General features: G+C 38.5%; 27 protein-coding genes and 1 pseudogene. 23 read left to right on the top strand and 5 right to left on the bottom strand.

The features are described 5' to 3' along the window. Positions 1-371: 371 nt before the first annotated feature. From A5N88_RS09685 to A5N88_RS09660, 7 genes and pseudogenes are all read left to right on the top strand, one after another. A complete protein-coding gene (locus A5N88_RS09685) occupies positions 372-1,343 on the top strand; it encodes a mannose/fructose/sorbose PTS transporter subunit IIA (protein ID WP_066265237.1) in 972 nt (323 codons plus the stop codon). A 40-nt stretch (positions 1,344-1,383) separates the two neighbouring features. Then, complete coding sequence (locus A5N88_RS09680) at positions 1,384-2,184, top strand: PTS mannose/fructose/sorbose transporter subunit IIC (RefSeq protein ID WP_302467002.1); 801 nt, start codon at positions 1,384-1,386, stop codon at positions 2,182-2,184. Positions 2,185-2,203: 19 nt separating this feature from the next. Continuing rightward, complete coding sequence (locus A5N88_RS09675; protein ID WP_066265233.1) at positions 2,204-3,115, top strand: PTS system mannose/fructose/sorbose family transporter subunit IID; 912 nt, start codon at positions 2,204-2,206, stop codon at positions 3,113-3,115. 330 nt (positions 3,116-3,445) lie between these two features. Then, on the top strand, positions 3,446-4,462 hold the full coding sequence (locus tag A5N88_RS09670; protein ID WP_066265231.1) for an oxidoreductase: 1,017 nt from the start codon (positions 3,446-3,448) through the stop codon (positions 4,460-4,462). A 548-nt stretch (positions 4,463-5,010) separates the two neighbouring features. Next, positions 5,011-5,364 carry a DUF805 domain-containing protein gene (locus A5N88_RS09665; RefSeq protein WP_066265229.1) on the top strand — a complete coding sequence of 118 codons (354 nt, stop codon included), beginning with the start codon at positions 5,011-5,013 and terminating at the stop codon, positions 5,362-5,364. A 560-nt stretch (positions 5,365-5,924) separates the two neighbouring features. Beyond that, positions 5,925-6,117, top strand: a pseudogene (locus A5N88_RS24275) (helix-turn-helix domain-containing protein); the annotation flags it as partial. Between the two features lie 315 nt (positions 6,118-6,432). Continuing rightward, entirely contained in the window at positions 6,433-7,407 is a 975-nt protein-coding gene (locus A5N88_RS09660; RefSeq protein ID WP_066270421.1) for a tRNA dihydrouridine synthase, read from the top strand. An 84-nt stretch (positions 7,408-7,491) separates the two neighbouring features. Here A5N88_RS09660 and A5N88_RS09655 read toward each other — a convergent pair whose 3' ends face one another. Continuing rightward, positions 7,492-7,902: a MerR family transcriptional regulator gene (locus tag A5N88_RS09655; protein ID WP_066265227.1), complete on the bottom strand. Its 411-nt coding sequence runs from the start codon at positions 7,900-7,902 to the stop codon at positions 7,492-7,494. A gap of 261 nt (positions 7,903-8,163) precedes the next feature. Between A5N88_RS09655 and A5N88_RS09650 the strand changes: the two genes are divergently transcribed. Continuing rightward, on the top strand, positions 8,164-9,204 hold the full coding sequence (locus A5N88_RS09650) for an NAD(P)-dependent alcohol dehydrogenase (RefSeq protein ID WP_066265225.1): 1,041 nt from the start codon (positions 8,164-8,166) through the stop codon (positions 9,202-9,204). Positions 9,205-9,581: 377 nt separating this feature from the next. On the opposite strand, the gene A5N88_RS09645 is transcribed toward A5N88_RS09650, so the two are convergent. From A5N88_RS09645 to A5N88_RS09635, 3 genes are read right to left on the bottom strand one after another with little or no spacing between them, the layout of a single operon-like run. Then, positions 9,582-10,922, bottom strand: coding sequence for an APC family permease (locus tag A5N88_RS09645; protein WP_066265224.1), 1,341 nt, complete (start codon positions 10,920-10,922; stop codon positions 9,582-9,584). A gap of 18 nt (positions 10,923-10,940) precedes the next feature. Next, positions 10,941-11,840 (bottom strand): acetamidase/formamidase family protein, encoded by a 900-nt coding sequence (locus A5N88_RS09640; protein WP_066265219.1) that lies wholly within the window; start codon positions 11,838-11,840, stop codon positions 10,941-10,943. A gap of 18 nt (positions 11,841-11,858) precedes the next feature. Then, positions 11,859-13,199 (bottom strand): glutamine synthetase family protein, encoded by a 1,341-nt coding sequence (locus A5N88_RS09635; RefSeq protein WP_198160229.1) that lies wholly within the window; start codon positions 13,197-13,199, stop codon positions 11,859-11,861. Between the two features lie 210 nt (positions 13,200-13,409). Between A5N88_RS09635 and A5N88_RS09630 the strand changes: the two genes are divergently transcribed. From A5N88_RS09630 to A5N88_RS09575, 12 genes are all read left to right on the top strand, one after another. Further along, entirely contained in the window at positions 13,410-14,324 is a 915-nt protein-coding gene (locus A5N88_RS09630; RefSeq protein ID WP_066265218.1) for a sigma 54-interacting transcriptional regulator, read from the top strand. A gap of 323 nt (positions 14,325-14,647) precedes the next feature. Continuing rightward, positions 14,648-14,908 (top strand): metal-sensitive transcriptional regulator, encoded by a 261-nt coding sequence (locus tag A5N88_RS09625; RefSeq protein ID WP_066265217.1) that lies wholly within the window; start codon positions 14,648-14,650, stop codon positions 14,906-14,908. A 128-nt stretch (positions 14,909-15,036) separates the two neighbouring features. Next, positions 15,037-16,164 carry an MBL fold metallo-hydrolase gene (locus A5N88_RS09620; RefSeq protein ID WP_066265215.1) on the top strand — a complete coding sequence of 376 codons (1,128 nt, stop codon included), beginning with the start codon at positions 15,037-15,039 and terminating at the stop codon, positions 16,162-16,164. A 121-nt stretch (positions 16,165-16,285) separates the two neighbouring features. Further along, positions 16,286-17,065 carry a sulfite exporter TauE/SafE family protein gene (locus A5N88_RS09615; RefSeq protein ID WP_066265212.1) on the top strand — a complete coding sequence of 260 codons (780 nt, stop codon included), beginning with the start codon at positions 16,286-16,288 and terminating at the stop codon, positions 17,063-17,065. Between the two features lie 187 nt (positions 17,066-17,252). Further along, a complete protein-coding gene (locus A5N88_RS09610) occupies positions 17,253-17,645 on the top strand; it encodes an OsmC family protein (protein ID WP_066265209.1) in 393 nt (130 codons plus the stop codon). Between the two features lie 148 nt (positions 17,646-17,793). Then, complete coding sequence (locus tag A5N88_RS09605; RefSeq protein WP_066265206.1) at positions 17,794-18,147, top strand: rhodanese-like domain-containing protein; 354 nt, start codon at positions 17,794-17,796, stop codon at positions 18,145-18,147. 68 nt (positions 18,148-18,215) lie between these two features. Next, complete coding sequence (locus A5N88_RS09600; protein WP_066265204.1) at positions 18,216-18,692, top strand: DsrE/DsrF/DrsH-like family protein; 477 nt, start codon at positions 18,216-18,218, stop codon at positions 18,690-18,692. 37 nt (positions 18,693-18,729) lie between these two features. Further along, entirely contained in the window at positions 18,730-19,089 is a 360-nt protein-coding gene (locus A5N88_RS09595; RefSeq protein ID WP_066265201.1) for a rhodanese-like domain-containing protein, read from the top strand. 13 nt (positions 19,090-19,102) lie between these two features. Then, entirely contained in the window at positions 19,103-19,399 is a 297-nt protein-coding gene (locus A5N88_RS09590) for a rhodanese-like domain-containing protein (protein ID WP_066265195.1), read from the top strand. 15 nt (positions 19,400-19,414) lie between these two features. After that, complete coding sequence (locus A5N88_RS09585) at positions 19,415-19,978, top strand: sulfurtransferase TusA family protein (protein ID WP_066265193.1); 564 nt, start codon at positions 19,415-19,417, stop codon at positions 19,976-19,978. A gap of 44 nt (positions 19,979-20,022) precedes the next feature. Next, positions 20,023-20,253 (top strand): sulfurtransferase TusA family protein, encoded by a 231-nt coding sequence (locus tag A5N88_RS09580; RefSeq protein ID WP_066265191.1) that lies wholly within the window; start codon positions 20,023-20,025, stop codon positions 20,251-20,253. 407 nt (positions 20,254-20,660) lie between these two features. After that, entirely contained in the window at positions 20,661-20,921 is a 261-nt protein-coding gene (locus A5N88_RS09575; RefSeq protein ID WP_066265189.1) for a metal-sensitive transcriptional regulator, read from the top strand. Between the two features lie 372 nt (positions 20,922-21,293). Here the strand turns inward: A5N88_RS09575 and A5N88_RS09570 are convergent, their stop codons facing one another. Then, positions 21,294-22,193, bottom strand: a complete 900-nt coding sequence (locus tag A5N88_RS09570) for a LysR family transcriptional regulator (RefSeq protein ID WP_066265185.1) — start codon at positions 22,191-22,193, stop codon at positions 21,294-21,296. A 239-nt stretch (positions 22,194-22,432) separates the two neighbouring features. On the opposite strand from A5N88_RS09570, the gene A5N88_RS09565 reads away from it, so the two are divergent. From A5N88_RS09565 to A5N88_RS09555, 3 genes are all read left to right on the top strand, one after another. Next, positions 22,433-23,875, top strand: a complete 1,443-nt coding sequence (locus A5N88_RS09565) for an MFS transporter (protein WP_066265182.1) — start codon at positions 22,433-22,435, stop codon at positions 23,873-23,875. A 127-nt stretch (positions 23,876-24,002) separates the two neighbouring features. Further along, positions 24,003-24,800, top strand: a complete 798-nt coding sequence (lgt, locus tag A5N88_RS09560) for a prolipoprotein diacylglyceryl transferase (RefSeq protein WP_066265179.1) — start codon at positions 24,003-24,005, stop codon at positions 24,798-24,800. Between the two features lie 284 nt (positions 24,801-25,084). After that, complete coding sequence (locus A5N88_RS09555) at positions 25,085-25,405, top strand: hypothetical protein (protein ID WP_066265176.1); 321 nt, start codon at positions 25,085-25,087, stop codon at positions 25,403-25,405. Positions 25,406-25,511 lie beyond the last annotated feature (106 nt).

Genomic DNA, 25,511 nt, shown 5'->3' with positions numbered 1-25,511 from the left:
GCCCTTTGGAACTAGAAAAAATAACTTTCCTATTGAAGAGGGAGAATCAGTGTGCTATAATTTCTTAAGAAAGCTCATTAAAGTGATACAGAAAACATTAAAAAATGCAGAAAACTTTCGATACTATATTTAAAGCGTTTTCAAAATAAATTTTAATAGTTATTGTCATTATTTTTTACGTGTTACTGATTCGATCAGGCATGAGTGAAAAGTATTGATTAAATGAAGAATTAGGGGAATTCTATACCCATTTTTTTCTATACCTTCATTTAACCAACTTTTTGCTTGTGCCTTTTTTATTGTTTTCGAAGGGCTGTAACCGCTTTAAATGAGCCGAAAAAGCTGTAACAATAATGATAGGAGGTAAAAAGATGGTAGGAATTATCATTGCTAGTCACGGTGAATTTGCCAACGGTATCTTGCAATCTGGATCAATGATCTTTGGAGAACAAGAAAATGTAAAAGCTGTTACTTTGATGCCGAGCGAAGGACCTGATGATGTAAAGGCAAAAATGAAAGAAGCAATCGCCTCTTTCGACAACCAGGACGAAGTATTATTCTTAGTCGATCTTTGGGGTGGAACCCCTTTCAACCAAGCCAACAGCTTGCTTGAAGAACACAATGACAAATGGGCAATCGTTGCTGGTATGAACTTACCAATGTTGATTGAAGCTTATGCATCGCGCTTCTCCATGAACACAGCACATGAAATTGCCGCGCATATTTTGGGCACAGCTAAAGAAGGCGTTAAAGTAAAACCTGAAGAATTAGAACCAGCAGCACCATCTGCTGCAGCTGCTGCTAAACCATCAAATGCAGGAGCTCCTGGTAAATTTGAATACGTGTTAGCACGTATCGACTCCCGTTTACTTCACGGACAAGTAGCGACTGCTTGGACAAGGTCTACACAGCCTACACGTATCATCGTTGTATCGGATGCAGTAGCTAAGGATGAACTTCGTAAGAAATTGATCCAGCAGGCTGCTCCTCCAGGTGTAAAGGCACACGTTGTTCCTGTCAATAAAATGATTGAACTTGCAAAAGATGACCAACATTTCGGCGGCCAACGCGCATTACTTCTTTTTGAAAACCCACAAGATGCGCTTAGAGCGGTTGATGGGGGCGTTCCATTGAAGACAATCAACGTTGGCTCTATGGCACATTCACCTGGTAAAGTTCAGCCGAATAAGGTACTGGCCTTTAGCCAAGATGATATTGATACTTTCGGGAAGTTAAAAAAAGCTGGTTTGAACTTCGATGTACGTAAAGTTCCGAACGATTCAAAAGGGAACATGGACGAAATTATTAAGAAGGCTCAAGAGGAGTTAAACAAACAAAAATAACCCCAATTATCAGAGGAAACGGAGGATAATCATAATGGATTTGAATATGATTCAAATAATATTAGTCATTATCGTAGCATTTTTGGCTGGTATAGAAGGAATTTTGGATGAATTCCAATTCCACCAACCAATCGTTGCTTGTACGTTAATCGGCTTAGTGACAGGAAACTTAGTACCATGTCTTATCTTAGGCGGTACCCTTCAACTGATTGCTTTAGGCTGGGCAAACATCGGAGCTGCCGTAGCACCGGATGCTGCGTTAGCATCAATTGCATCTGCCCTTATTTTAGTTTTAAGTGGACAAGGTAAAGCTGGCGTGGCTTCGGCAATTGCGATTGCGGTTCCGCTTGCCGTTGCAGGTTTATTGTTGACAATCATCGTCCGTACGATTGCAACAGGATTGGTACATTTAATGGATGCTGCAGCTAAAGAAGGAAACATCAGAAAAGTTGAATTATGGCACATCGTTGCGATCTGCTTGCAGGGGTTACGTATTGCCATTCCAGCTATATTAATTATAGCTATTGGTGCAGGTCCAGTTAGAGGCTTGCTTGAATCGATGCCAACTTGGTTGACAGCTGGTTTAGCAATTGGCGGGGGAATGGTCGTAGCCGTTGGTTATGCAATGGTTATTAACATGATGGCTACAAAAGAAGTTTGGCCATTCTTCGCGATTGGTTTCGTATTAGCGACTGTTTCACAAATCACACTTATCGGACTTGGTGCCATCGGAGTGGCTCTTGCACTGATCTATTTAGCACTTACCAAGCAAGGCGGTTCAGGTAATGGCGGAAATGGAAACACTGGTGACCCGCTAGGCGATATTATTGATAGTTACTAAGAAGGAGGCGGACATACAAATGGCTAATGAAGTGAGATTATCAAAAAAAGACCGTATTTCTGTTTGGTGGCGTTCAACTTTCATTCAAGGTTCCTGGAACTATGAACGTTTGCAAAACGGCGGTTGGGCATTTTCAATGATTCCCGCAATCAAAAAATTATATAAAACAAAAGAAGATCGTGCTGCTGCACTAAAACGTCACTTAGAATTCTTTAATACTCACCCCTATGTAGCTTCACCTGTTATTGGTGTAACTTTAGCGCTTGAAGAAGAACGTGCAAATGGTGCGCCGGTTGACGACACAGCCATTCAAGGGGTAAAAGTCGGGATGATGGGGCCTTTAGCAGGAATCGGGGACCCGGTTTTCTGGTTCACGGTTAGACCGATCCTTGGTGCGTTAGCGGCTTCTCTTGCTTTGACCGGTAACATCCTTGGACCGATTATTTTCTTCGTTTTATGGAATCTTATTCGTATGGGATTCACGTGGTATACGCAGGAATTTGGTTATAAAGCTGGTTCTAAAATTACGGACGACCTATCCGGCGGGTTACTTCAAGATATTACGAAAGGCGCATCAATCCTGGGTATGTTCATCCTTGGTTCATTAGTTAACCGTTGGGTATCTGTAAAATTTGCGCCAGTTGTATCACAAGTTAAACTTTCCAAAGGTGCTTATATTGACTGGAGTCATTTACCTTCCGGAGCGCAAGGGATAAAAACTGCGTTGGAACAACAAGCTTCTGGTCTTTCATTAGAACCTTTTAAAGTCACTACTTTACAAAACAACTTAGATAGCTTAATTCCTGGTTTAGCTGGATTGGTAATAACACTTCTTTGCATGTGGCTGCTTAAGAAGAAGGTTTCTCCAATCGTTATGATTCTTGGGTTGTTTGTGGTTGGTATTGTCTTCCACTTAATAGGCTTAATGTAATAAATAAAACACTTGCCTAAGGTTTTTTTCGAAGATCAAGGGTAAGCCCTTATTCAAACAACGTATACAAATAGAAAAGCATCTCCTGATAGGATAAACCTATCAATGTCAGGAGGTGCTTTTCATATAACAAAACAAAACAAACTTACCATGATCCCGTTAGATTACTGATACATCAAGACCAACGATTGGATTTCTTTTCAAATCTTAGGTAATCGAAGTTGAATGATAGAAAAATATAGTTTCACCATTTATACTTATAGCAAAGAATTTTAATTATGAAATCCCAAACAGTACATATTAAATATGAATAAATTCTAGGGGGCTCCTATGCTTACAATTGGTTATATTGGAAATGGGAAAAGCACTAACAGATATCATCTGCCGTTCGTACTGCAAAGAGAGAATATAAAGGTAAAAACAATTTATCAGAGAAATCCTGAGCATGAAAGTTGGGATAGGATTGCAGGAGTAAATTATACTTCTAATTTAGATGAATTATTAAATGACCAGGACATTCAGCTCATTGTGGTTTGCACAAGACATGACAGTCATTATGAATACGCAAAATTAGTATTAGAACATAATAAAAACTGTTTGGTTGAAAAGCCTTTTATGGAAACCTCAGAGCAGGCAAAAGAAATTTTTGCATTAGCAAAAGATAAAGGCTTGATTGTTCAGTCCTATCAAAACAGGCGTTTTGATAGTGATTTTTTAACCGTTCAAAAAGTCATTGAAGAAGGGAAACTAGGGGACTTGCTGGAAGTGGAAATGCATTATGATTATTATCGTCCCGAAGTACCTGAGTCTGTTTATTCTTTTGATCCTGTTTCGTCATTTTTATATGGACATGGCTGTCATACACTGGATCAGGTCATCAGCTATTTTGGCAAGCCGGATCATATACACTATGATGTAAGGCAATTATTAGGACAAGGAAGAATGAATGATTACTTTGATTTAGATTTATATTATGGTCAGTTAAAAATATCTGTAAAATCCAGCTATTTTAGACTTAAAGAAAGACCCAGCTTCGTCGTTCATGGCAATAAGGGATGCTTTGTGAAAGAAACCAAAGATCGCCAGGAAGAACATTTAAAGTTATTTTACATGCCTGATAACAAAGATTTTGGGATAGATACAATAAACCATTATGGTGTACTGACATATATCGATGAAGAAGGTACAATCCACGAAGAAAAAGTGAAATCCGTAAATGGTGATTATGGAAGAGTCTATGATGATTTATATGAAGCCATTATACATGGTAAAGAGAAAACCATTACAGACGAACAGACACTGCTGCAAATGGAAATATTAGAAACTGGAGTTGAAAACTTAAAGTAAGTTGTTTTTAGTCATTTTTTATTTCATCATTTAGTTCGGGGAAGGGCAGTCGGTGTTATATCTCTTATGTTTAATGTAACGTAGTATCCTTCTGTGATATCAGCAAGAAATGTAATGTAAGGTATACCAAGTTTTTTTGTTTGCCCTGGGTAATGTAAGGTAAACCGTGTCCTAAATAAATATGGTCTATTTTCGAAGATAATAAAACAGCACCTTTCCATTATGTGAGGAAGGTGCTGTTTTGATTTGATGAACATTTGTTGCATGAACCATTGTAGTTCCATTTTTTTGAGAAGGCTCTTTTCGTAAACTTTGTTGATATTAGTATAAGTGTCAAAGGATCCAGGCTTGAAAACCAAATGACTGAAGACGAAAAGATGCCACGATGCCTCACTTATTACGGGTTTAACACTTTTGCGAAAAGCAACAATCTATGCGAAAACAGCCTTTGAGGAAGTATTCTGTTAATATTGTAATTAAACCAGTTATATAAAAATCACGAGTGATCAAAAAAAGGATTTGTCTTTACCTTTTAAAGGGGGAAAGTAATGAAGTGGTATTTGGGGGTATTAAGAAATTACGTGAATTTTAAGGGAAGAGCTCGCCGGAGAGAGTATTGGATGTTTTTTCTATTGAATGCCATATTTACCTTGGTGCTTACTGCTGTTGATTCCGCGTTTCATCTAAATAAAATCTTATCAACAATTTACTCATTTGCTGTTGCAATTCCTGGCCTCGCTGTTGGCGCACGTAGGCTGCATGATATTGGAAAGAGCGGATGGTGGCAACTTCTTGGTTTTATCCCACTTGTGGGGGGAATTATCCTAATCGTATTTTGGTGCCAAAATAGTACAATAGAGAACAAATACGGCCGAAATCCAAAAGAATCAGACTGGGCCTAAATTTGAGAGTGTTAATAAGTAAAAATGAAACGATTCTTTAATAGGTATTTCTTTTTCTTGTGCCAGCGGTTCAGAAGGGTTAAAAAGACATGTGTCAATTTGTTCGGGTAAATCGCTAACATTTTGCTTAGAGAATGTTTAGACAATGTAAGAGATAAGAACCGAGTTACAAATCTTCGGAGTTTTTTCTAATAGACCCTATCTGTTCCAGAGAATCGTGCAGTTGGGTTACTAAAGAATAATAAGGTATCATCCAAGGTTATGGTGGATAGCTGACTGAGCCTAGTTAAAGTCATAGTTAATGAAAGGTCTGTAATCCTTTAGGGTTGCAGGCCTTTATAATTTTATCATTTCCCGACAAAAGACTCACACCTCAAGGAATGTAAAGAGGATAGCCCAATGAGTAGGTGTGAGAGAAATGGCGGTTTGGCGATACCCAGAACTTTCCTCATCATGATATAACAAGAATGTATATTCCCTTATGGGCTGAAGTGAATACAATGTTAGTCAACCAAGCATATAAATTCCTTATCTACCCAACATAAGTACAAGAGAAATTTATTACTAAAACATTCGGATGCAGCCGTTTCATATTCCTTCACATTTTAGCCAAATGGAACGATCGATACAAAGAAACAGGCAAAGGATTATCCTACATTTCCTGTTCTGTCTAAATAAACACAGTTGAAAAAGGAACTCGTATGGCTTAAAAAAGTTGACAGCATTGCTCTTCAATCATCACTGAAAACTATTTTCTGTGATGGTGAAATCCTGCTAATAAGTGAGCATTTGTGAGAAATATTTTTTTTACTGAGGGAGTGAAGAAGAGTAATGAAAAACTGGAGAAAACTTACCTAACCCTATGACCCAAACTGCCTTTTCTTACTCGATTTTCTTTGCACTTTTAATTTCTTAATAATAAAAATGAAATTTTCGAAATTTACTGTAGTTTGATAAAAAGTGCTCAAGCATGCTATAAGTGTAAAAGAAGCGGGAACAAATATGCTTTTTAATTTTGGGACAAGAGTTTGACCTAGTATCCCATAATGAGAGGATTTGAATTTGTATATGAAAGATAATTTTTGGCGTGATTTACCACGACCTTTTTTTATACTGGCACCAATGGAAGATGTGACGGATGTTGTTTTTCGCCATGTGGTTAGTGAAGCAGGCAGGCCTGATGTGTTTTTTACAGAGTTTACAAACAGTGAGAGTTATTGTCACCCAGAGGGAAAGCAGAGTGTGCGCGGGCGTTTGACTTTTACAGAGGATGAACAGCCAATTGTAGCCCACATATGGGGAGATAAGCCTGAATACTTTCGGCAAATGAGTATTGGTATGGCGGAGCTTGGGTTTCGGGGTTTGGATATCAATATGGGCTGTCCTGTACCTAATGTGGCCCAGCATGGGAAGGGAAGCGGCCTTATCCGCCGTCCTGAAGTTGCTGCAGAATTAATACAAGCAGCAAAAGCAGGAGGATTGCCTGTAAGTGTTAAGACAAGGCTTGGTTACACGGAAGTAGACGAATGGCTGGACTGGCTGACACACATCTTGAAACAAGACATTGTCAATCTTTCCATTCATCTGCGTACAAGAGAGGAAATGAGCAAAGTAGATGCTCACTGGGAACTAATCCCGGAAATTAAGAAACTTCGTGACCAGGTAGCACCTGATACCCTTTTGACCATCAATGGGGATATTCTTGACCGCCAATCTGGCTTGAAGCTCGTTGATCAATATGGTGTTGATGGGGTTATGATTGGGCGTGGTATTTTTAAAAATCCATTTGCCTTTGAAAAAGAGCCGAAAGAGCATAGCAGTAAGGAATTACTTGATCTCCTAAGGTTGCATCTGGATCTCCACGATAAATATTCAGAATTAGAGCTTCGTCCGTTCAAGGCTCTTCATCGCTTTTTTAAGATATATGTAAAAGGTTTTCGAGGGGCGAGTGAATTAAGAAATCAATTGATGAGCACGGAGTCAACAGATGAAGTGCGTGCCTTACTCCATCACTTTGAACAAACGAGCGTTGATGGGCTGTGACCTCGAATAATTAGAGTTATTTATACAGAAAGAGCCATCTATCCTTAAAATCTGCAGTGAAAAAGGACAGATGGCTTTTTTTTGCTAACTAAAAATGACTATTTTATCTTTTTTATGAATCTCTTCCGTTCCAGCATCAAGAGCAAGCTTATAATACAAACATTTATGCTCGATGATTTTCATTGTTTTTTTTAATTCTTCCATCTGGCCCTCTATACTGGTTTTTCGTTCCAAAAACATGTCATACCTTTGTTGCAAAGTGGAATCTCCATCAGAACACCAATCAATGAAACTTTTAATCTCCTTAATAGGCATCCCGGTGGATTTCAGACACTCAATTATTTTTAACGCTTCAATATCTGAGTCTTTAAACAATCGTGTTCCGCTCGCTGTCCGTTCAACAAAAGGCATAAGTCCCTCTTTGTCATAGTAGCGCAGGGTATATACTGTAAGATCCATTTCTTTTGCAACTTCGCTGATTGTGTATGTCTTCATCCCTTTTCTCCTATTCATAATAGTATAGACTTCGAGTTAACTCTATCTGTTTTGGCGAAATATTATCATGCTGTATGGTGATTGTCAAAGGATAACAAACTCTTTTTTTGAATCCTGTCTTAAAGCTTTTTGCTTGACCTAGAGTTAACTATAGGGTTTATGCTAGTTTTGAAAGAGAAAATGAGAAGGTTAATTCAGGTAATGTCGTAGCTTGCCGGTATCTTCAATTCTCTTAAGAAATGAAATGGGAGGATGAAACAAATGATAACTGCTAAAGCAAGAGCTGTCGATGGTCCAGACAAATCATTTCGAGCAGCTGAAATTAAACGACGCGATCTTGATTCGCATGATGTTCTAATTGAGATTAAATATGCAGGCATATGCCATTCGGACATCCATACTGCCCACGGCGAATGGGGTCCTGTGAATTATCCACTCGTACCTGGACATGAGATTGCCGGAATTGTCACCGAAGTAGGAGCAGAGGTGACAAAGTACAAGGTCGGTGACCGGGTAGGTGTTGGCTGTATGGTTGACTCCTGCGGAGAATGTGTGAATTGCCGTAAAGGAGAAGAACAATACTGTCTCAAAGGAAATGTTCCTACCTATGCTGGTGTAGACAAATATGGCGAGCCTACTCAAGGCGGCTATTCAACTCACATTGTCGTAACGGAGGATTTCGTTGTCAGAATTCCTGACAGCATTGAGCTGGATGCCGCAGCACCATTGCTTTGCGCTGGTATTACCACTTACTCTCCGCTTAACCATTGGGGAGCTGGCCCAGGTAAGAAAGTAGCCGTTGTTGGTATGGGCGGTCTTGGTCATATGGCTGTTAAAATTGCAGCTGCCATGGGTGCAGAGGTGACCGTTCTTTCCCAAACATTAAGCAAAAAGGAAGATGGCTTGCAATTTGGTGCAGACCATTACTATGCTACAAGCGATGCAGAAACATTCAAGAAACTCGCCGGAACCTTTGACTTAATTATTAACACGGTCAGTGCAAAGATTGACATGGATGCTTATTTTTCCTTGTTAACATTGGATGGTACTCTAGTAAATGTTGGTGCGCCCGCTGAACCATTGTCAGTAAATGTGTTCTCTCTCATCGGTCATCGCCGTTCATTTGCCGGTTCAATGATTGGCGGCATCCGGGAGACTCAAGAGATGTTGGATTTCTGTGCAGAACACAACATTGCTCCTAAAATTGAAGTCATTTCAGCGGACCAAATCGATGAAGCCTACAAACGTGTACTAGCTTCAGATGTGAAGTATCGATTCGTCATTGACATTGATACCATGTAGGTTGAAAAAATAGTATTATTTAAAGGATGTCCAGAGAGCTTAGCTTCTGGATATCCTTTATTTTTTGCTTAAAATGGAATGAATACCTAGATGAAATCTGAAAAAACTCTGCCAATGTCATTGTAAAATGTATATTACTGATCTAACAAAAGCTGAGGATTTAGTGGGGCGATGTGGAGTAACCACAAACGAGATAAAAAGGAGACGTTATCCTTGAAGAAAGACCGTCATTATAAAGCAAAAATAAAAAATCTAGAAGATTTGAAAAGTACAAATGGTTCAAAAACATAAAATTCTTAATTAAATATCAAAATATAAAATAGGAACTGCTCCAGGCCGTTTATGGCCCGAAAGGCAGTTCCAACAGGTTCGAAAAATTAAATATCTAATGACGTTGTAGTTTGCTTGTATACTTTTGTAATGACAAATAAATAAACGATACCAAGAATAATCCAGGTTATGCCAAGTTTAATGGCCGTCATGTCCATTCCCTTGATGACATACCCAATGACCAAAAAGCCGATAAGCGGGAGAATCAGGTGGCGAACATATTGCTTTGATTTTTGGCGAATGATGTAATGATTAATAACGGATACATGTAGGACAAGAAAACCGGTCAGTGCTCCGAAATTAACGATATTGGTAAGGACATCGATTTTGCTTTGGAAGAATAATCCGACCGCTAAAGAAACGATGGCCACAAGGATGGTGCTGATATAAGGCGTTTTGAATTTCGGATGAACCTTTGCAAGCACTGCCGGTAATTTACGGTCGCGGGCCATAGAGTAAAGAATTCGTGAAATTGCGGCTTGTGCAGCAAGAGCGTTGGCAATTCCCCAAGAGAACGCTGTCGCAATAATCGTTAAGTTTTTTAGCCAGGTTCCGCCAGCTTTTCCTGCAATATCGTAGAATGCAGTGTTAAGGTTGCTTAGTTTCATTCCTGCACCAAGATCGCTGGTGACCCAGGTTTGAATGATAAATAAGGCTCCCACGACAAGCAGCGCTGTAACGGTTGCTTTCCCGACTACTTTACTTCCGCCTTTTACTTCTTCTGATAAGGTGGAAATTCCATCAAATCCAAGGAAGGATAATACCGCAATAGAAACGGCACCCATCACCAGAGATAGATTGAATGACCCTGGATTATAAAGCGGCTTTGTTGTAAGATGACCATTTCCCATCCCGTGGGAGAGGGCGACAAGACCAACTGCGATGAAAATGGCCAATACGATAAATTCCAGGATTAAGATGATTTTATTGGCTTTAGCGGTAAACTCAACACCAAACACGTTTATCACCGTATTCACAGCGATAAACAAAATCAACCAGATCCAGATGGGGATAGACGGGATTAATGCAGTCAAGGCAGCAGCACTGACAAGATATAAGAGTGCAGGCACAAGAATGTAATCAAGCAAAATGGCCCATCCCGCAAGAAAGCCTACTTTGTCATTGAGTCCTCTTTGAGCATAAGCGTAAACAGATCCGGCAATGGGGAAGGCCTCTGACATTCTTGCGTAACTGAGTGCAGTGAAAATCATTCCAGCCATTCCAATCATATACGCCAAGGCAACCATTCCTTTAGAGGCATCGGTAATAAAACCGTAAACACCAAAAGGAGCAATGGGAACCATGAAAATCATTCCGTAGATCAATAGATCCCAAAACGTTAAGGCTCTTTTTAATTCCTGTTTATAGCCAAAATTCTCTAATGACATACGAATCCCCCTATATCTTTAAATTTTTATGCCAAGCTGTTGAATAATGGATATTGGTAATTCAAAACGTGCCGTTTTCAAGGGGTCGACCACCTGTGAAATCTGTAAGTTTCCACTAATACTTTGCAGGAAAACTGCGTCATGTTTGCTCATCCCGGCTTCTGATTCTAAAAAGGCAGCCATATTTTTAGTTGCAGTAACAGCCGCATCATCAAGAGATTTTTCGGAAGCAATCGCATAGAGTGCCTGCTCTGTTTTGACCATAGGAACCTTCCACTGTTTTCCTTTAATAACATTTACAATTACGGTCACTTCACCTGCAACTTCTACACCGCAAACGGAAACCTCTCCATCCCCCATAGCCGCATGAAGATCGCCCATAGCCAAAAGGGCTCCGGGAACATTGACTGGCAAATAAAGTGTAGATCCCTCGGAAATGACTTTTGAGTCCATATTTCCACCATGCTTATCTGGGGTACCGCAAGAAATGGACTCCCCATTCGCCGGTGCAGTTCCTATTACACCAATCATTTTATTTACTGGTACTTCCACCTTGTCGAATAAAGTGACTTTTTCATTCTTGATTGGTACCATCTGAATTTTGTTTTCACCTAATTCTTCTCCAAGCACCCCAAGTCCTGGACCTGTCATCATTACACCCTGTTCAGCTAAGTCAATCTTTTCAATTTTTACTTCCAGGATATCTCCAGGTTCAGCTTCTTCAATGAAAACAGGGCCTGCTGCTGGATTAATACGGTCCCAGTCCAATGAATGATAAGGTGTATCCGGTGAAGTAATCTGATCTTCAAAACAATCACAGGTTTCAAATACGACTGTTGCGCCATTCTCTACATAAAGAACAGGTTTGTTTTGATCTGACATTGTGTAAATTAAATGTTTTCTCTCTACTCGGTACATATTTATCCTCCTCTAATCTTAAAAAATATTTAGGTACTCCTGTAGCTCCCAATCGGTGACGTGAGCCAAATAACGATCCCATTCTGCTTGCCGGAGTTCCACATAATCATTTATAAATGCCTCTCCTAGCATTTCTTTGAAAAAAGTATCTTCTTTAAGGTGACTGAGAGCCTCATATAAGGAACGCGGGAGTTTTTCAAAATCAGATTGATAGGCATCTTGGTTTTGAAGTGGGAGAGTCGGCTCTTGTTTTTTCCTTATCCCATCTAATCCTGCAGCTAAAATTGCTGCTAATGATAAATAAGGATTTGTATCTGCGCCAGGTAAACGGTGTTCTATTCGTGTATCCCTTCCTCGCTGCCGAGGAATACGGATCATGGTGCCGCGGTGTTCATATCCCCATGTGTTGGTCGTCGGAGCAAAGGAATAGGGCTGAAGACGCTTGTAACTGTTGATGGTAGGGTTTACAAGGGCACTTAATGCGCGTACATGTAGCTGCTGGCCTCCAATAAACCATCGGCATAAATCAGACAAACCATCCGGTGCATTTGGGTTTGAAAATAAGTTTACGGACTTTTCATCATGAATCGATAAATTTAAATGTGCACCGCTGCCGCTCATATCCTTAACGGGTTTACTCATGAAGGTTGTTTTGTACCCTTGGTCATGTAGAATTTCTTTAATGCTAGTCCGATAGTAAAAGGCCATATCCGCAATCTCTAAATCCCAAAATGGAGAGTGGGTGACTTCGAATTGTCCGGAACCATACTCCGTATTGGCCACCTCCGGACCTGCGCCCATCTCAGACAGATTTTTAAACAAGGAAATAAATATATCTTCTACCTGGGACTGCTTTGTTTCGGAAAAACAGTGTAATCCTTTCCATGAGGGTTCAAGACCGTTTTCAGTCTCTTTATATACGTAAAACTCATACTCAAAGGCCCCATAGACAAGATAACCGCCATTCTTATACTCCTGAAGAACTTGCTGTAATACAAAACGGGGGGATGTTTCTATGGGTTTGCCGTCCACTCCGTAAAGATCGCCAATTAATCTTGCAATTCCTGGTTTGTAAGGGAGAGGACTAAAGGTTGAATAGTCAGGTTTAATTTCCCAACTTGGAAAGCCCCCTTGAAAACCTGTTCCAACTCTCGTTTGGACACCTTCAGAGGTATCCATTGAGAAAAGAACCGAAGGAAAAGAAACATTTCCTCTTGTTCCTATCTCTAAAAACTTTTGAGCAGGAATATAACGGGCTCTGGCAATATTTGAGTTATCATTCAAAGACATTCTTACAGTATGAATCTGGTAATCTCGAATCATTTGTTGAAGGTGATGATGCCAATTGGAATCTGACAATGTAGCGCTCTTCCTCCTTTTGATGTTGTACCATTTTCTTATTTAGTATGAGTTAAATATAAAGTGAAATTAAAATATTTACAATATTAAAAGTAATTAAATATTGATTTTGGTACGGATATAAACCATAATTTTAATTGATACCATAAAATAGCGGTTCATGAATGATTTGTTTTTTTAATAGATGAACCATAATTGGGTGAGAAAATCATGAATGAAGTGTATATTATAAAAAAACTGTTGGACCCGGAAGTGTTTGACATGGTAAGACGGATTTCCGGTTATCCAACAACCATCTTAATAGAAGGGGAGGTAGGTGCTGGAAAGGAATTGATGGCGAAAACGATCCATCATTACAGCAACAGGTCTCATATGCCATTTGTCAAAATCAACTGCAGTTCTCTCGCAGGCCATTTATCTGAGACAGAGTTGTTTGACACGGGCAGCCCTTCTGTTCCTATCGGTAAAAAACAGGGTTTTTTTGATACAGTAAATGAGGGATCACTCTTCTTAGATGAAGTTGGTGAATTAAATCCAAGGCTGCAGGCGAAGCTGGAGAGTTTTTTACAGGACCGGGAACATGATCGTGGAGGCGGAAGCTGGTCGAAAAAATTAAACATCCGAATTCTTGCCAGTTCAACTGTCCCGCTTATCCAGCTTGTAAAGGAAAAGAAATTTCGGGTAGACTTATATTACCGCCTGAATGTGGCTTTTGTGGAAGTGCCTCCATTGCGGAATCGCCAGCAGGAAATTCCGCTGCTTCTCGAATACTATCTTAAATATTTTTGCAAGGAATATAATATAGAAAAATGGTTCAAAAGTGAGACGTTGGAAATCTTAAAAAATTATTCCTTTCCCGGCAACATTCTGGAGCTAAGAAATCTGGTTGAAAAGCTTTGCGTTACGATTAATTCCGAATATATTTTACCAGCTCATCTCCCAGCTTATTTTCATTCTGAAACGATTCCACTAGAGTCATTGGAAGCCCAGATAGGCCAATTAGAAATCAGGCTAATCAGACAAGCGCTTGAAATAGAGGGGAGCATTCGCAAAGCCGCTGCTCGTTTGCAAATAAGCCATGCTACCTTATTGAGGAAAATGCAGAAGTGGGATATTAAAAAGTAATATGGTTCAAAAATTCTCAAAGGATTTAATGAAAATGGACCTTCAAAAAACTTCTGTATATCAAGCTTATTTACACTCATTTAACACAGCTAATTAATTTGAAACTATGGAAACAGTGTGGGGTTGCTGGGTCGTGCTAAGTCATAATCTCCCAAACGAAAATTTTTATGAAGTAAAAATAACCTTTCAATATTCGATTTGACATTATACCCCATAGGGTATATAATCATTCTGTAATAAGCCAATGAACTTGATTGACTTTAGGATTTTAGAAATAGCTAGATTGTTTGTACAAAATCCATCAATAGATGGGGGAAAATAGAATGGTGTATGATCGTCAAATGAAAAACAGGGTGAAACGAATTGAAGGTCAGCTGCGCGGTGTGGTAAGGATGATGGAAGAAAACAAGGATTGCAAAGAACTTATTGCTCAACTATCTGCCGCCAGAACAGCAATTGATCGAACCATTGGGGTGGTTGTGAGTTCCAACCTTGTTGAATGTGTGCAAAGGGCACATGAAAATAAAGAAAACACAGAGGAATTAGTAAAAGAGGCTGTAAACCTGCTGGTAAAAAGCCGGTGAAATATAAATGGTTGACACTCTTTTATTTTTAGGTTTTATAATACCTATATGGGTATAAGGATTTATCTAAAACAATTTAGTAACATAAAAAATTTTAACTTTAAATATACGGTAGGGGGTAATTTGAAATGGCAGTTAAAGCAATGAACCCACATGAAGTGACACAAAAAGTTTTTTACAAGGAAACAATGTTTATTTTGGATGTTCGTAACGACAGTGACTTTCAAGATTGGAAGATCGAAGGAGAAAATTTCAGTTATCTAAACGTACCTTATTTTGAACTGTTGGATGGGGTGGAAGGAATTCTGAATCAGCTTCCAAAAGACCAAGATATTCTCGTGGTGTGTGCAAAAGAAGGATCTTCCCGTTTTGTGGCAGATATGCTCTCGGAAGAAGGTATTTCCGTTTTCTACTTGGCAGGCGGTATGAAAGCTTGGGGTGAGCATTTAGAGCCAGTTAAGGTAGGGGAGTTAAAAAATGGCGGAGAAATCTATCAATTTGTCCGGATTGGGAAAGGCTGTTTGTCTTACATGGTCATTTCTAACGGTGAAGCAGCTTTAATTGATGCAACGCGTATGGTCGATACCTTTGTTGATTTTGCTAAAGATAAAAACGTGAAAATCACAAATGTCTTGGATACCCATCTTCACGCGGACCACATCTCAGGAGGAAGAAGCATTGCTGAAAAGACGAATGCCCAATATTGGCTGCCTCCCAAAGATGCTACTGAAGTAATATTTGAATACCAGCCATTAGAAAATGGTAACGAGATTATCATTGGTAACTCATCCATTTCTATTCAGGCTTTATATTCACCAGGTCACACAATCGGATCTACCTCTTTCATTGTAGATGATAAGTTTCTGTTATCAGGGGATATTTTATTCATTGATTCTATAGGGCGCCCTGACTTAGCAGGAAGGGCGGAGGATTGGGTAATGGACCTTCGTGAAACACTTTATAAACGATATAAAGAATTATCTGATAAGCTAATCGTACTGCCAGCTCATTTCATGATTAGTGATGAATTAAATGAAGACGGCAGCGTATCCGAGACATTAGGAAACCTTTTTGAGAAAAATCATGGCTTAAATATAGAAGACATGGATGAATTCAGAAAAATGGTCACAGAGAACCTTCCACCGCAGCCAAATGCATACCAGGATATCCGGAAAACGAATATGGGTAAAATCTGTCCGGATATTGACACGCAGCGGGAAATGGAAATTGGGCCAAACCGCTGTGCCGTAAGATAATGTATTAAAAGTAAATATGAAAAATTTTTGAAATGGGCAAGCTCTATTCGTTTAAAAGAAGAAGAATTATAGTTTATTAATCTAAGTTTATTATTTGGCTTTTAGTGGGAAGGAGCATATTATGAACATCTATGAGCTGATTACCTTGTTTGTCCTTGGTTTTGCAGGCTCATTTATTTCTGGACTGGTGGGAATTGGAGGAGCCATCATTAATTACCCTTTGCTGCTGTATATTCCAGCGTTGTTGGGTATTTCAGCTATGACGGCCCATCAGGTAACAGGAGTTGTGGCCGTTCAGGTTTTCATTTCCACACTGGCAGGGGTGATTGCCTACCGGAAAGGAGGTTATCTTCATAAAAAAATTATCCTTTCCATGGGTATAAGTGTATTAATCGGAAGTATAATTGGAAGCTTTAGTTCCAATACTTTTTCCGGCCATACCATTAATGTCATTTATGGTATTCTTGCCATCCTTGCCGTTATTATGATGTTCATACCCAAAAAGCATATCGAGGAAAGAGAAGAAGTTCAATTTAATATTTTACTGGGCTCTATTTTAGCTATAATCGTTGGGATTGCTGCAGGGATTGTTGGGGCAGGTGGAGCCTTCCTGCTAGTGCCGATTATGCTGGTCATTTTAAAAATTCCAACAAAAGTAACCATTGCTTCCTCTTTAGCGATCACCTTTATTTCTTCCATTGGTTCTGTTGCAGGAAAGGTTGCTACACACCAAATAGTATGGATTCCTTCACTCGTCATTGTAATAGCCAGCCTAATAGCTTCTCCTATTGGGGCAAAAATAGGGCAGAAAGCCAATACGAAAATTTTACAATGGATTTTGGCTATTTTAATATTGGCAACAGCCATTAAAATTTGGATTGATTTAATTGAACATTTATAGCAGGAGATAATGTGAACTTAAATGGAGGTACTAATCTGGCAAATACTTTACTATACCTCCGGCTAATGGGCTAATATGTGAAAAGTGAATGATAAAAATGTACATCTAAAAAAGGGAAATAACGAATGAAAATGCTTTGCTTGTTAGAGAATGACTATACACATTCACACAATAAGGAGAGATTTAAATGAAATTTCAAATGCAAGAAGTGGGATTTAACATTGATCTTGAATATGGAAATTTGTCCGTTTCTGGAAATTCAGACTATGGTTTTCGCCCTTTTCAATTACTTATCGCTTCCATAGCTGGATGCAGCGGCGGTGTATTGCGCGCTATTTTGGAAAAAAAGAGAATAAACTATAAGGACATAGAAATTGATGCAGAAGTAGAACGTGAAGAGCAAGAACCCAAGCGAATTAAGAAAATCGCATTAACATTTACGATTTCAGGAGAAGATCTTAACGAAGAGATTTTAGAGAAATCTGTAAAAGTCGCGATGAAAAACTGTTCTATGGCTCAATCAGTAAAAGACAGTATTGAAATCATTGAACAGATAAAAATTAAACCTTCTCAATGTTAAGCATTGGTTTAAAGAGTAATGAACAGTTATCTTTACAGAGATATCAAGGGAAGAGTTCACAATAAAGGATCTCTTTCTAAACTTTTCGCTCTACTATATACCTATATGGGTATATATTTTTTGTAACATTCCTTTGGAGGAAATTACAATGATTATTACATTCATTATAATTTTAGTTTTATATAGAAGGTATGCTCCTATTGGGCAGGCATTTTGCCAGCTAACTGGCCAGGAGATTCTACTTGATGTAGGAAATTACCAAACGGTCTTTAAAGACCCGGTTGATAATGCTATTAAAATTCCATACGGTTATTTAAAACGCTATTTTAAAGAAATTCCTAATAAGAAGATTATTATTATAGCTGAGGATTACCCAGAAAAAAATTTAGCCATTCGGTTTCTCCATCAGAAGGGATATCAAGTTAAGGAATATATTATCATAGATGGAGAGAGAGAAAATGCTCAATCTTTAAGGTGTTTAAATAAATGTCTGCATGAATGAGGAAAATACAAATTTTTTTAAGAAGGATAATACCGCTATGGGTATATAGGGGTTTTAGGAGGTAAAACATGGAACAAAAATCAACTAATATTATTTTATTCAGCGGTGATTATGATAAAGCCATGGCAGCCTATATTATTGCAAACGGGGCTGCTGCCTATGATCATAAGGTAACCATTTTTCATACTTTCTGGGGGTTAAATGCTCTAAGGAAGGATGAAAAAGTACTAACAAAAAAAGGATTTCTTGAAAAAATGTTTGGGAAAATGATGCCCCGCGGAGCTGACCAAATGGGCTTATCGAAAATGCACTTTGCTGGGATGGGGCCTAAAATGATAAAAAATGTGATTAAAAAGCATAATGCTATGGAGCTGCCCCAGCTTATTGAAATGGCAAAAGAGCAGGAGATTGAACTAGTAGCCTGCCAAATGACGATGGACCTTCTTGGTTTGAAAGAAGAAGAGATTATGGATGGGGTTCAATATGCAGGAGTAGCAGCTTATTTAGCGGAAGCAGAGAATGGGAATGTGAATTTATTTATCTAATCGTTCAATGCTTTACATGAAAGAAAGGGAGTGAAACATGAGTATAGGGAATATTCTGGTCATTGTTGTAATTGCCGCCTTTATGGTTTGGCGTATGCTCCCAACCAAAGGGGTGCGGTACATTTCAACAACACAGTTGAAGAGCGAGCTCAATGACCGCGATAAACAATATATTGACGTACGGACTCCAGTTGAGTTTCGTGGAAATTCCATCAAGGGATTTAAAAATATCCCGTTAAATCAATTAGCGGAAAAATCTTCATCACTTTCGAAAGATAAGGAAGTTATTGTTATTTGCCAGAGCGGGATGCGAAGCAGCAGTGCCAGCAAGCTTCTCAAAAAGCAGGGCTTTAAAAAAATCACAAACGTAAGAGGCGGAATGAACGCTTGGCGTTAGGAGGATGAATCGAATGAAGCATTTATCAGCAAAAGAAGTTCAGCAAAAGCTGGAAAATGGCGAACAACTCAATATAATTGATGTTCGCGAAACAGAGGAAGTTGCAGCAGGCAAAATTCCTTCGGCCGTTAATATTCCCCTTGGATTGGTGGAATTCCGTTTGCAGGATCTTGATAAAATTAAAGAATATATTTTAGTTTGCCGTTCTGGCGGTAGAAGTTCAAAAGCAGCGGTATTTTTAGAAAGTCATGGGTTTGATGTAACCAATATGGACGGCGGAATGCTTGCCTGGGAAGGCAAAACAGAATAAGGGAGGATAAATAGGATGGCAGATATCAAAACAGATCTAGTGCTAGACGCAAAAGGATTGGCATGCCCAATGCCGATTGTAAAAACGAAAAAAGCCATCGGTACAATTGAACCTGGTCAGGTCCTTGAAGTCCAGGCAACAGATAAAGGTTCTAAAGCGGATATGAAAGCTTGGGCAGAAAGCACTGGGCATCAGTATATTGGAACTGTAGAAGAGGGAGATCTTTTAAAGCATTACATCCGAAAAGCAAGAGCAAATGAGGAAAAAGCCCCGCACTCATTTGGAAAAGTGTTGACAAACGATGAATTAAAAGCGAAATTAGGAAATAATACGATCATCCTTGACGTTCGTGAAAATGCAGAATATGCATTTGGACATATCCCAGGTGCTATCTCTGTTCCTTTAGGAGAGCTGGAAGATCGTTTGGAAGAATTCAATAAAGATCAAGAGGTTTATGTGGTATGCCATACAGGCAACCGCAGTGATATGGCTGCCGACAAGCTTTCAGGAAAAGGATTTGTGAAGGTTTATAATGTAGTACCTGGAATGTCTGAGTGGGATGGACCACTGGAAAAATAAAAACAAAGTGATTATATAAAAGTGATTTGAAGGGGAGATAAAATATGGGTTCTGATAAAGTGTTAGATGCAAAAGGATTAGCATGTCCAATGCCAATCGTTAAAACAAAAGACGCGATAATGGAGCTTGAGCCGGGTCAAATCCTTGAAGTTCATGCAACAGATAAAGGTGCAAAAAATGACTTGGCTGCCTGGACAAAATCAACTGGAAATGAATTAGTTGAAACAACAGAAGAAGCTGGGGTTCTTAAATTTTGGATTAAAAAAGGCGAATAACAGAAACAGAGGACAGATAAAATAGATACCTTTATTAAAATGTTCGTTACAGAATAAAATAAAGGTCTATTTTTTTTGCACGGGGTGTATACCAATATCCCAGAACCACTTCATATATGGAGTGGTTTTTTTCAGTATCAAAGGGGCCGTTAAAAGGAATCCAATAATTAGCTATTAAAAATATATTTTTGAAAACTTTCAATGTGGTTGTAAATGGACAGTCTTTTTGTGTTTAGAAGATACTTCTCCAAGTCTTATTAATATATATATCTTCGTCACACAGAGATAAAAAGGTAATAATAAAGCGATATCCGGGTAGAGGTATCATTTTAATAAAAAAACTTGGAGTTTCAGCTTGATACTCTAATGATTGAAGATATAATATACAGTTATAAGGAGTGAGACGAATGCATTACGATGCTAAAGCGAAAAACAGGGTAAAGAGAGCGGAAGGGCAATTACGTGGAATCCTGAAAATGATGGAAGAAAATGAGGACTGTAAAGAAGTCGTAACTCAATTGACTGCAGTACGAACTGCCATTGATCGAGTTATTGGTGTGGTGGTTAGCGAGAATTTGGAGAGGTGTGTACGGGAATCCATAGAATCAGGAAGAGATAATTCAGATTTTGTTGAAGAAGCAGTAAGATTACTAATTAGAAGCCGATAATAGTATTCTTATCTTAATAATAAATACTAACTGTACAATTGTTGTTTGTATGTTATAAGCAGCCTTTTTATGATACTTGTAAAAGTTTGAGCGGCTGCTATCGTAAAAAAAGCGATTTAGCAAAATTGGAACTTGAATATTGGACATGACCCAAAAAATAAAAAACCAAATTCTGACTAATATGAATGAGAATTTGGTTTTTTATATTTAATTTTGTTTGCAGTTATTATGATTACTTGTGCAAATCTGCGACTTTTTAGCTGTGAAATATTGTCTTCAAAAAAACAAAAGAAAAAACATTATCTGTATAGTCTCTATATATAAAATATGGTGTATATTCCCAATGTGAAAACTGTTTTTATATTGGACGTCTTATATATTCTTATGTATAGGATTCTGATCATGAATAAACTCTAAAAATTCAGTAACGGCCTTTTTCTTAAAGCGCTGCTTTTTATTGACCAACCATAAATTTCTTGTTAATTGTACCCCCTCAATTTTAACCTCTCGTAAATATCCTTGCTCTAATTCTTTCCCCACAGTCAGCCTTGAAAGAATGCTGATTCCTAGCCCGGCCTCTACAGTGCTTTTTATTGCTTGAGTACTGCCGATCTCCATATAACTTTCTATTTTTTCTAATACTCCGTAAGCTCTTAACATATTTTCAACAATAAGCCGTGTTCCTGAAGTGGCTTCTCTCCAGATCATCCTTTCGTTCGCCAACTCTTCAATTGCAATGGTTTCTCCCCAATCATGATCAGGTGAACAAATAAGAATGAGTTCATCCTTTGCAAATTTTTCAATTACAAAATCTGCATTCTCAACAAGCCCCTCAACTAAAGCTAAATCGATAATATCATTTGATAAATCATCCAATACACCTGGGGTATTTTTAATCGTTAATGTCACCTTTATCTCGGGTTTTTGTTTTTTAAATCCCCCCAACAATTGTGGCAGCAAATATTCGCCGATTGTAAAAGTTGCACCAATTCTGAGACTGGCATTAGACTTGCCGGTAGCCTGTTGAATGACTTCCTTTGATCGATTAAAGTCATAGACAATTGTTTTTGCAAAAGGATATAGCAATTTTCCTGTTTCTGTTAATGTCATCTTTCCTTCAGTACGATCAAATAATAAAGTACCATATATATTTTCCAGTTGGTTAATTTGTCTTGTTACAGCTGGCTGGGATACAAAGCTCAATCTTGCTGCTTGGCTTATACTCCCTTCATCTACTACTAAACAAAACAGTTTCAGACTTTCTATGTTCAAAGAAACGACCTCCATAACTATCGCACATTTTGATCTTATCACATGCACCCTTTAAGTATTGATATATAACAAATTGTTATACCCTATAATGATGTTGCAATATACTCTTGCTATTATCTTTGATAATGTAATAGAGGGAAATACCTGAAGATAGTAAGACTTTTGTTGCTAACAACATAAATCGTTACGTTTGAACTTCATTATTTTCGTTTTTTATTATTTAATGGAGATGATTTTTTATGGAATCTGAAGAATTGATGAACAAAGAAAAATTTAATGGCCATTGGTATGTAGTAGCCACTGTCTGTATCGGCGCTTTTATGGCAGCACTTGACGCAAGTATTATTAATGTTGCCCTTCCAAAGCTGCAGCAGCAGTTTCATACGGGCATGAACGATATTGAATGGGTAAGTTTAGCTTATCTATTATCTTTAGCTTCTTTAATATTAATTTTTGGCAGGCTTGCTGATATGATTGGGCGCAGCTTGCTTTATAAAATTGGTTTTGCACTTTTTTCAATTAGCTCTCTGTTTTGCGGACTTGCTACAACACTCACTATTTTAGTAGCATTCCGAGTGCTGCAGGGAATAGGTGCCGCTTTGCTTCAAGCAAACAGTGTATCCATTATTACGTTTGCGACACCAAAGAAAGACCTTGGTAAAGCAATAGGAATTCAAGCGAGCGCCCAAGGCATAGGTTTAAGCTTGGGCCCTGTAATAGGGGGAGCATTGCTGTCACTTGTAAGCTGGAAATGGCTGTTTTTTATTAATCTCCCAGTCGGTGTGATAGGTATGCTTCTAGGAATAAGGTTCTTACCAAAGGATTTGAAAGGGAGAGTTCATACTAAATTTGACTACAAAGGAGCTGTTTTCCTAATCCCTTCCTTAATTTCGATTATTTATATCTTAAATATGGGATTAAAAAATGGATGGTCTTCACCCTTTATAATTTGCTGCTATGGGATTGCGGTTGTGTTTACCTATTTATTTTTACGTATTGAAAAAAAGCAAGCTGAACCATTAATTGATTTAAGCCTTTTTAAAAATTCGGCTTTTACCTTTGGGAATATAACGGGTATTATGTCATTTATGGTTATGTATGCCGTTTTACTATTAACACCTTATTATTTAAATCAGGTAAAGCATCTTCCCATTTTTTATGCTAGTTTTTTAATTACAGTGATTCCAATCGGTATGACAATTTCTACCCCTATTTCTGGGATGATGACCGACCGGCACGGACCGGCTGTTCCGTCGCTTCTTGGACTGTCGATGGCTACAATTGGTTCGCTTATGTTAACCTTTATCGACGTAACTGGAACCTACATCATCACTAGTATCGGACTCTTCTTAGTTGGTTTAGGAATTGGGATGTTTACTCCTCCGAATAATAGCAGTGTCATGGGCAATGTACCTAAAAATGTTATAGGTATTACAGGGGGAATTTTAAATATGTCTAGAACATTGGGAATGGGTTTAGGAGTGACGCTTGGCGGATTAATTTATCAATTTTTTTTCAGAACATATGAAGCTTCGAATCCCGGTCATTTACTTTTGACCTTTCGATCTTCGTATTTTGTCATTACAATTTGTTCGTTATTAACTCTTCTTTTAACATTTAATAATTATAAAAAGAAGCTAAAACATAACGATAGATTGCATTCGAAAGAAGTGGGTGTTTAACTAAATTTGAGGCCGTTATCCTGATTACTTAGTATGCCCATATACTATAAACAAATTTTAAATTTACTATTTTTTGATGTGGTTCAAATAAATTAAAGGGGTTTGATTGAAAGGATGTTGAAAAAATATGCATAAGGACTTGTTTAACCTTTTTGGGTATGTTGTTCAGACTCATGCAGTTATCTCGGTTCTCGCTATACTGCTTGGCTATGGTGTTGGTCTGGCTTTAACCAAAAAAACGATTTACTATCAGCATTTGCAAAACTTTCTTATTTACGGTGTATTTGGTGCAATCATTGGTGCACGAATTTGGCATGTCTTTGTGTTCCAATGGCCGACATATTCGCAGGATCCGATTCAAATTTTTGAGATTTGGAAAGGCGGTATTTCGATTGAAGGGGCGATTGCCGGCGGGATTGTTACACTAATTATTTACTCACGAATCCATAAAATCAGTTTTATGGAATTTGCTGATTACCTCTCACCTGCTATGATTTTGGCCCAGGGTATTGGACGAATTGCCTGCTTTATGAATGGTGACGCCTTTGGAAGTCCTACGGGTGGAAAGTTTGGGATAGTATATCCGGAAGGAACTGATGCATACAATTACTACGGCAGTCAGCCGCTGTGGCCGGCTGAAGTATGGGAGAGTCAAGGAAACATCATTATTTTCTGCATTTTATTTATGATACAGGCATTTGCTGGCCACAGATTTGCTAAGGGATGGATTGTTTCTTTTTATGTTTTTCTTTACTTTGTTGAACGTTTTATTTTGGAGTTTTTCCGTGGAGACGCTCCTCGTTTCTACCATTTTACAGGCGGCCAGTGGTCAGCGATTGCCATTATCATCATTGATTTTGGATTTATGATTTATCTAGCAATAAGGGATGCAAAACATAAGCAAAAAGGAGACACTACATTTTAAAGTTTTTCATAAGATTTATTATATATTTTAAAACAGTTTTTCGAAGTGTTCGTAAAGAAGGAAAAATCCAAAAAGAGAGTCACTCAAAAGGCGGGTATAAGCGGCCTTGAGTGACTTCTTTTTTATTTTTGACAGAAAAGGTAAAGGGGAGAAGAACACTTGGTACAAATATTAGCATGGTGTCTCTGTTGTAAATTTATTCGAGCAGAGTATAACAGGAGGGAAGAATAACACTAAGCATATCTAGTAATATCCAATGCTCGTTTGGATTCAACGTTGATAGAGTGGAAGGTAAAAGACTCCTGCGATTTCAGCAAGTTATTGGGATCGCTCGTAAGCAAGCAACGATGTGGTTCCACTACCGCCCGCGGAAAGCGAGCGCCTGCAACGGAAATCAACCCAGCGGGATGAACAGAACGCAGCGTATGTCAATGTACAATCCTAATTTTGATTTAATTCAAAGGTTGATTGGAGCGGAAGGTGCGAGACTCTTGCGGGGATCAGCTGGCTTTATGGAAACCCCGAAGGAGCTTACTATGATGAGACTCCCGGCAGGCCTCGGAAAGCGAGCGCCTGCAACGGAAATCAACCAGCAGGATGATTAGAACACTGCTTATTCCTATGTACAATCCCAATTTTGATTTAATTCAAAGGTTGATTGGAGCGGAAGATGCGAGACTCCTGCGGGATCAGCTGGCTTTATGGAGACCC

The sequence above is a fragment of the Heyndrickxia acidicola genome, from assembly GCF_001636425.1.
Taxonomy (GTDB): Bacteria; Bacillota; Bacilli; order Bacillales; family Bacillaceae_C; genus Bacillus_AE; species Bacillus_AE acidicola.
Note: the sequence above shows the minus strand (reverse complement) of the source record. Positions and strands in the feature narration are given on the sequence as shown.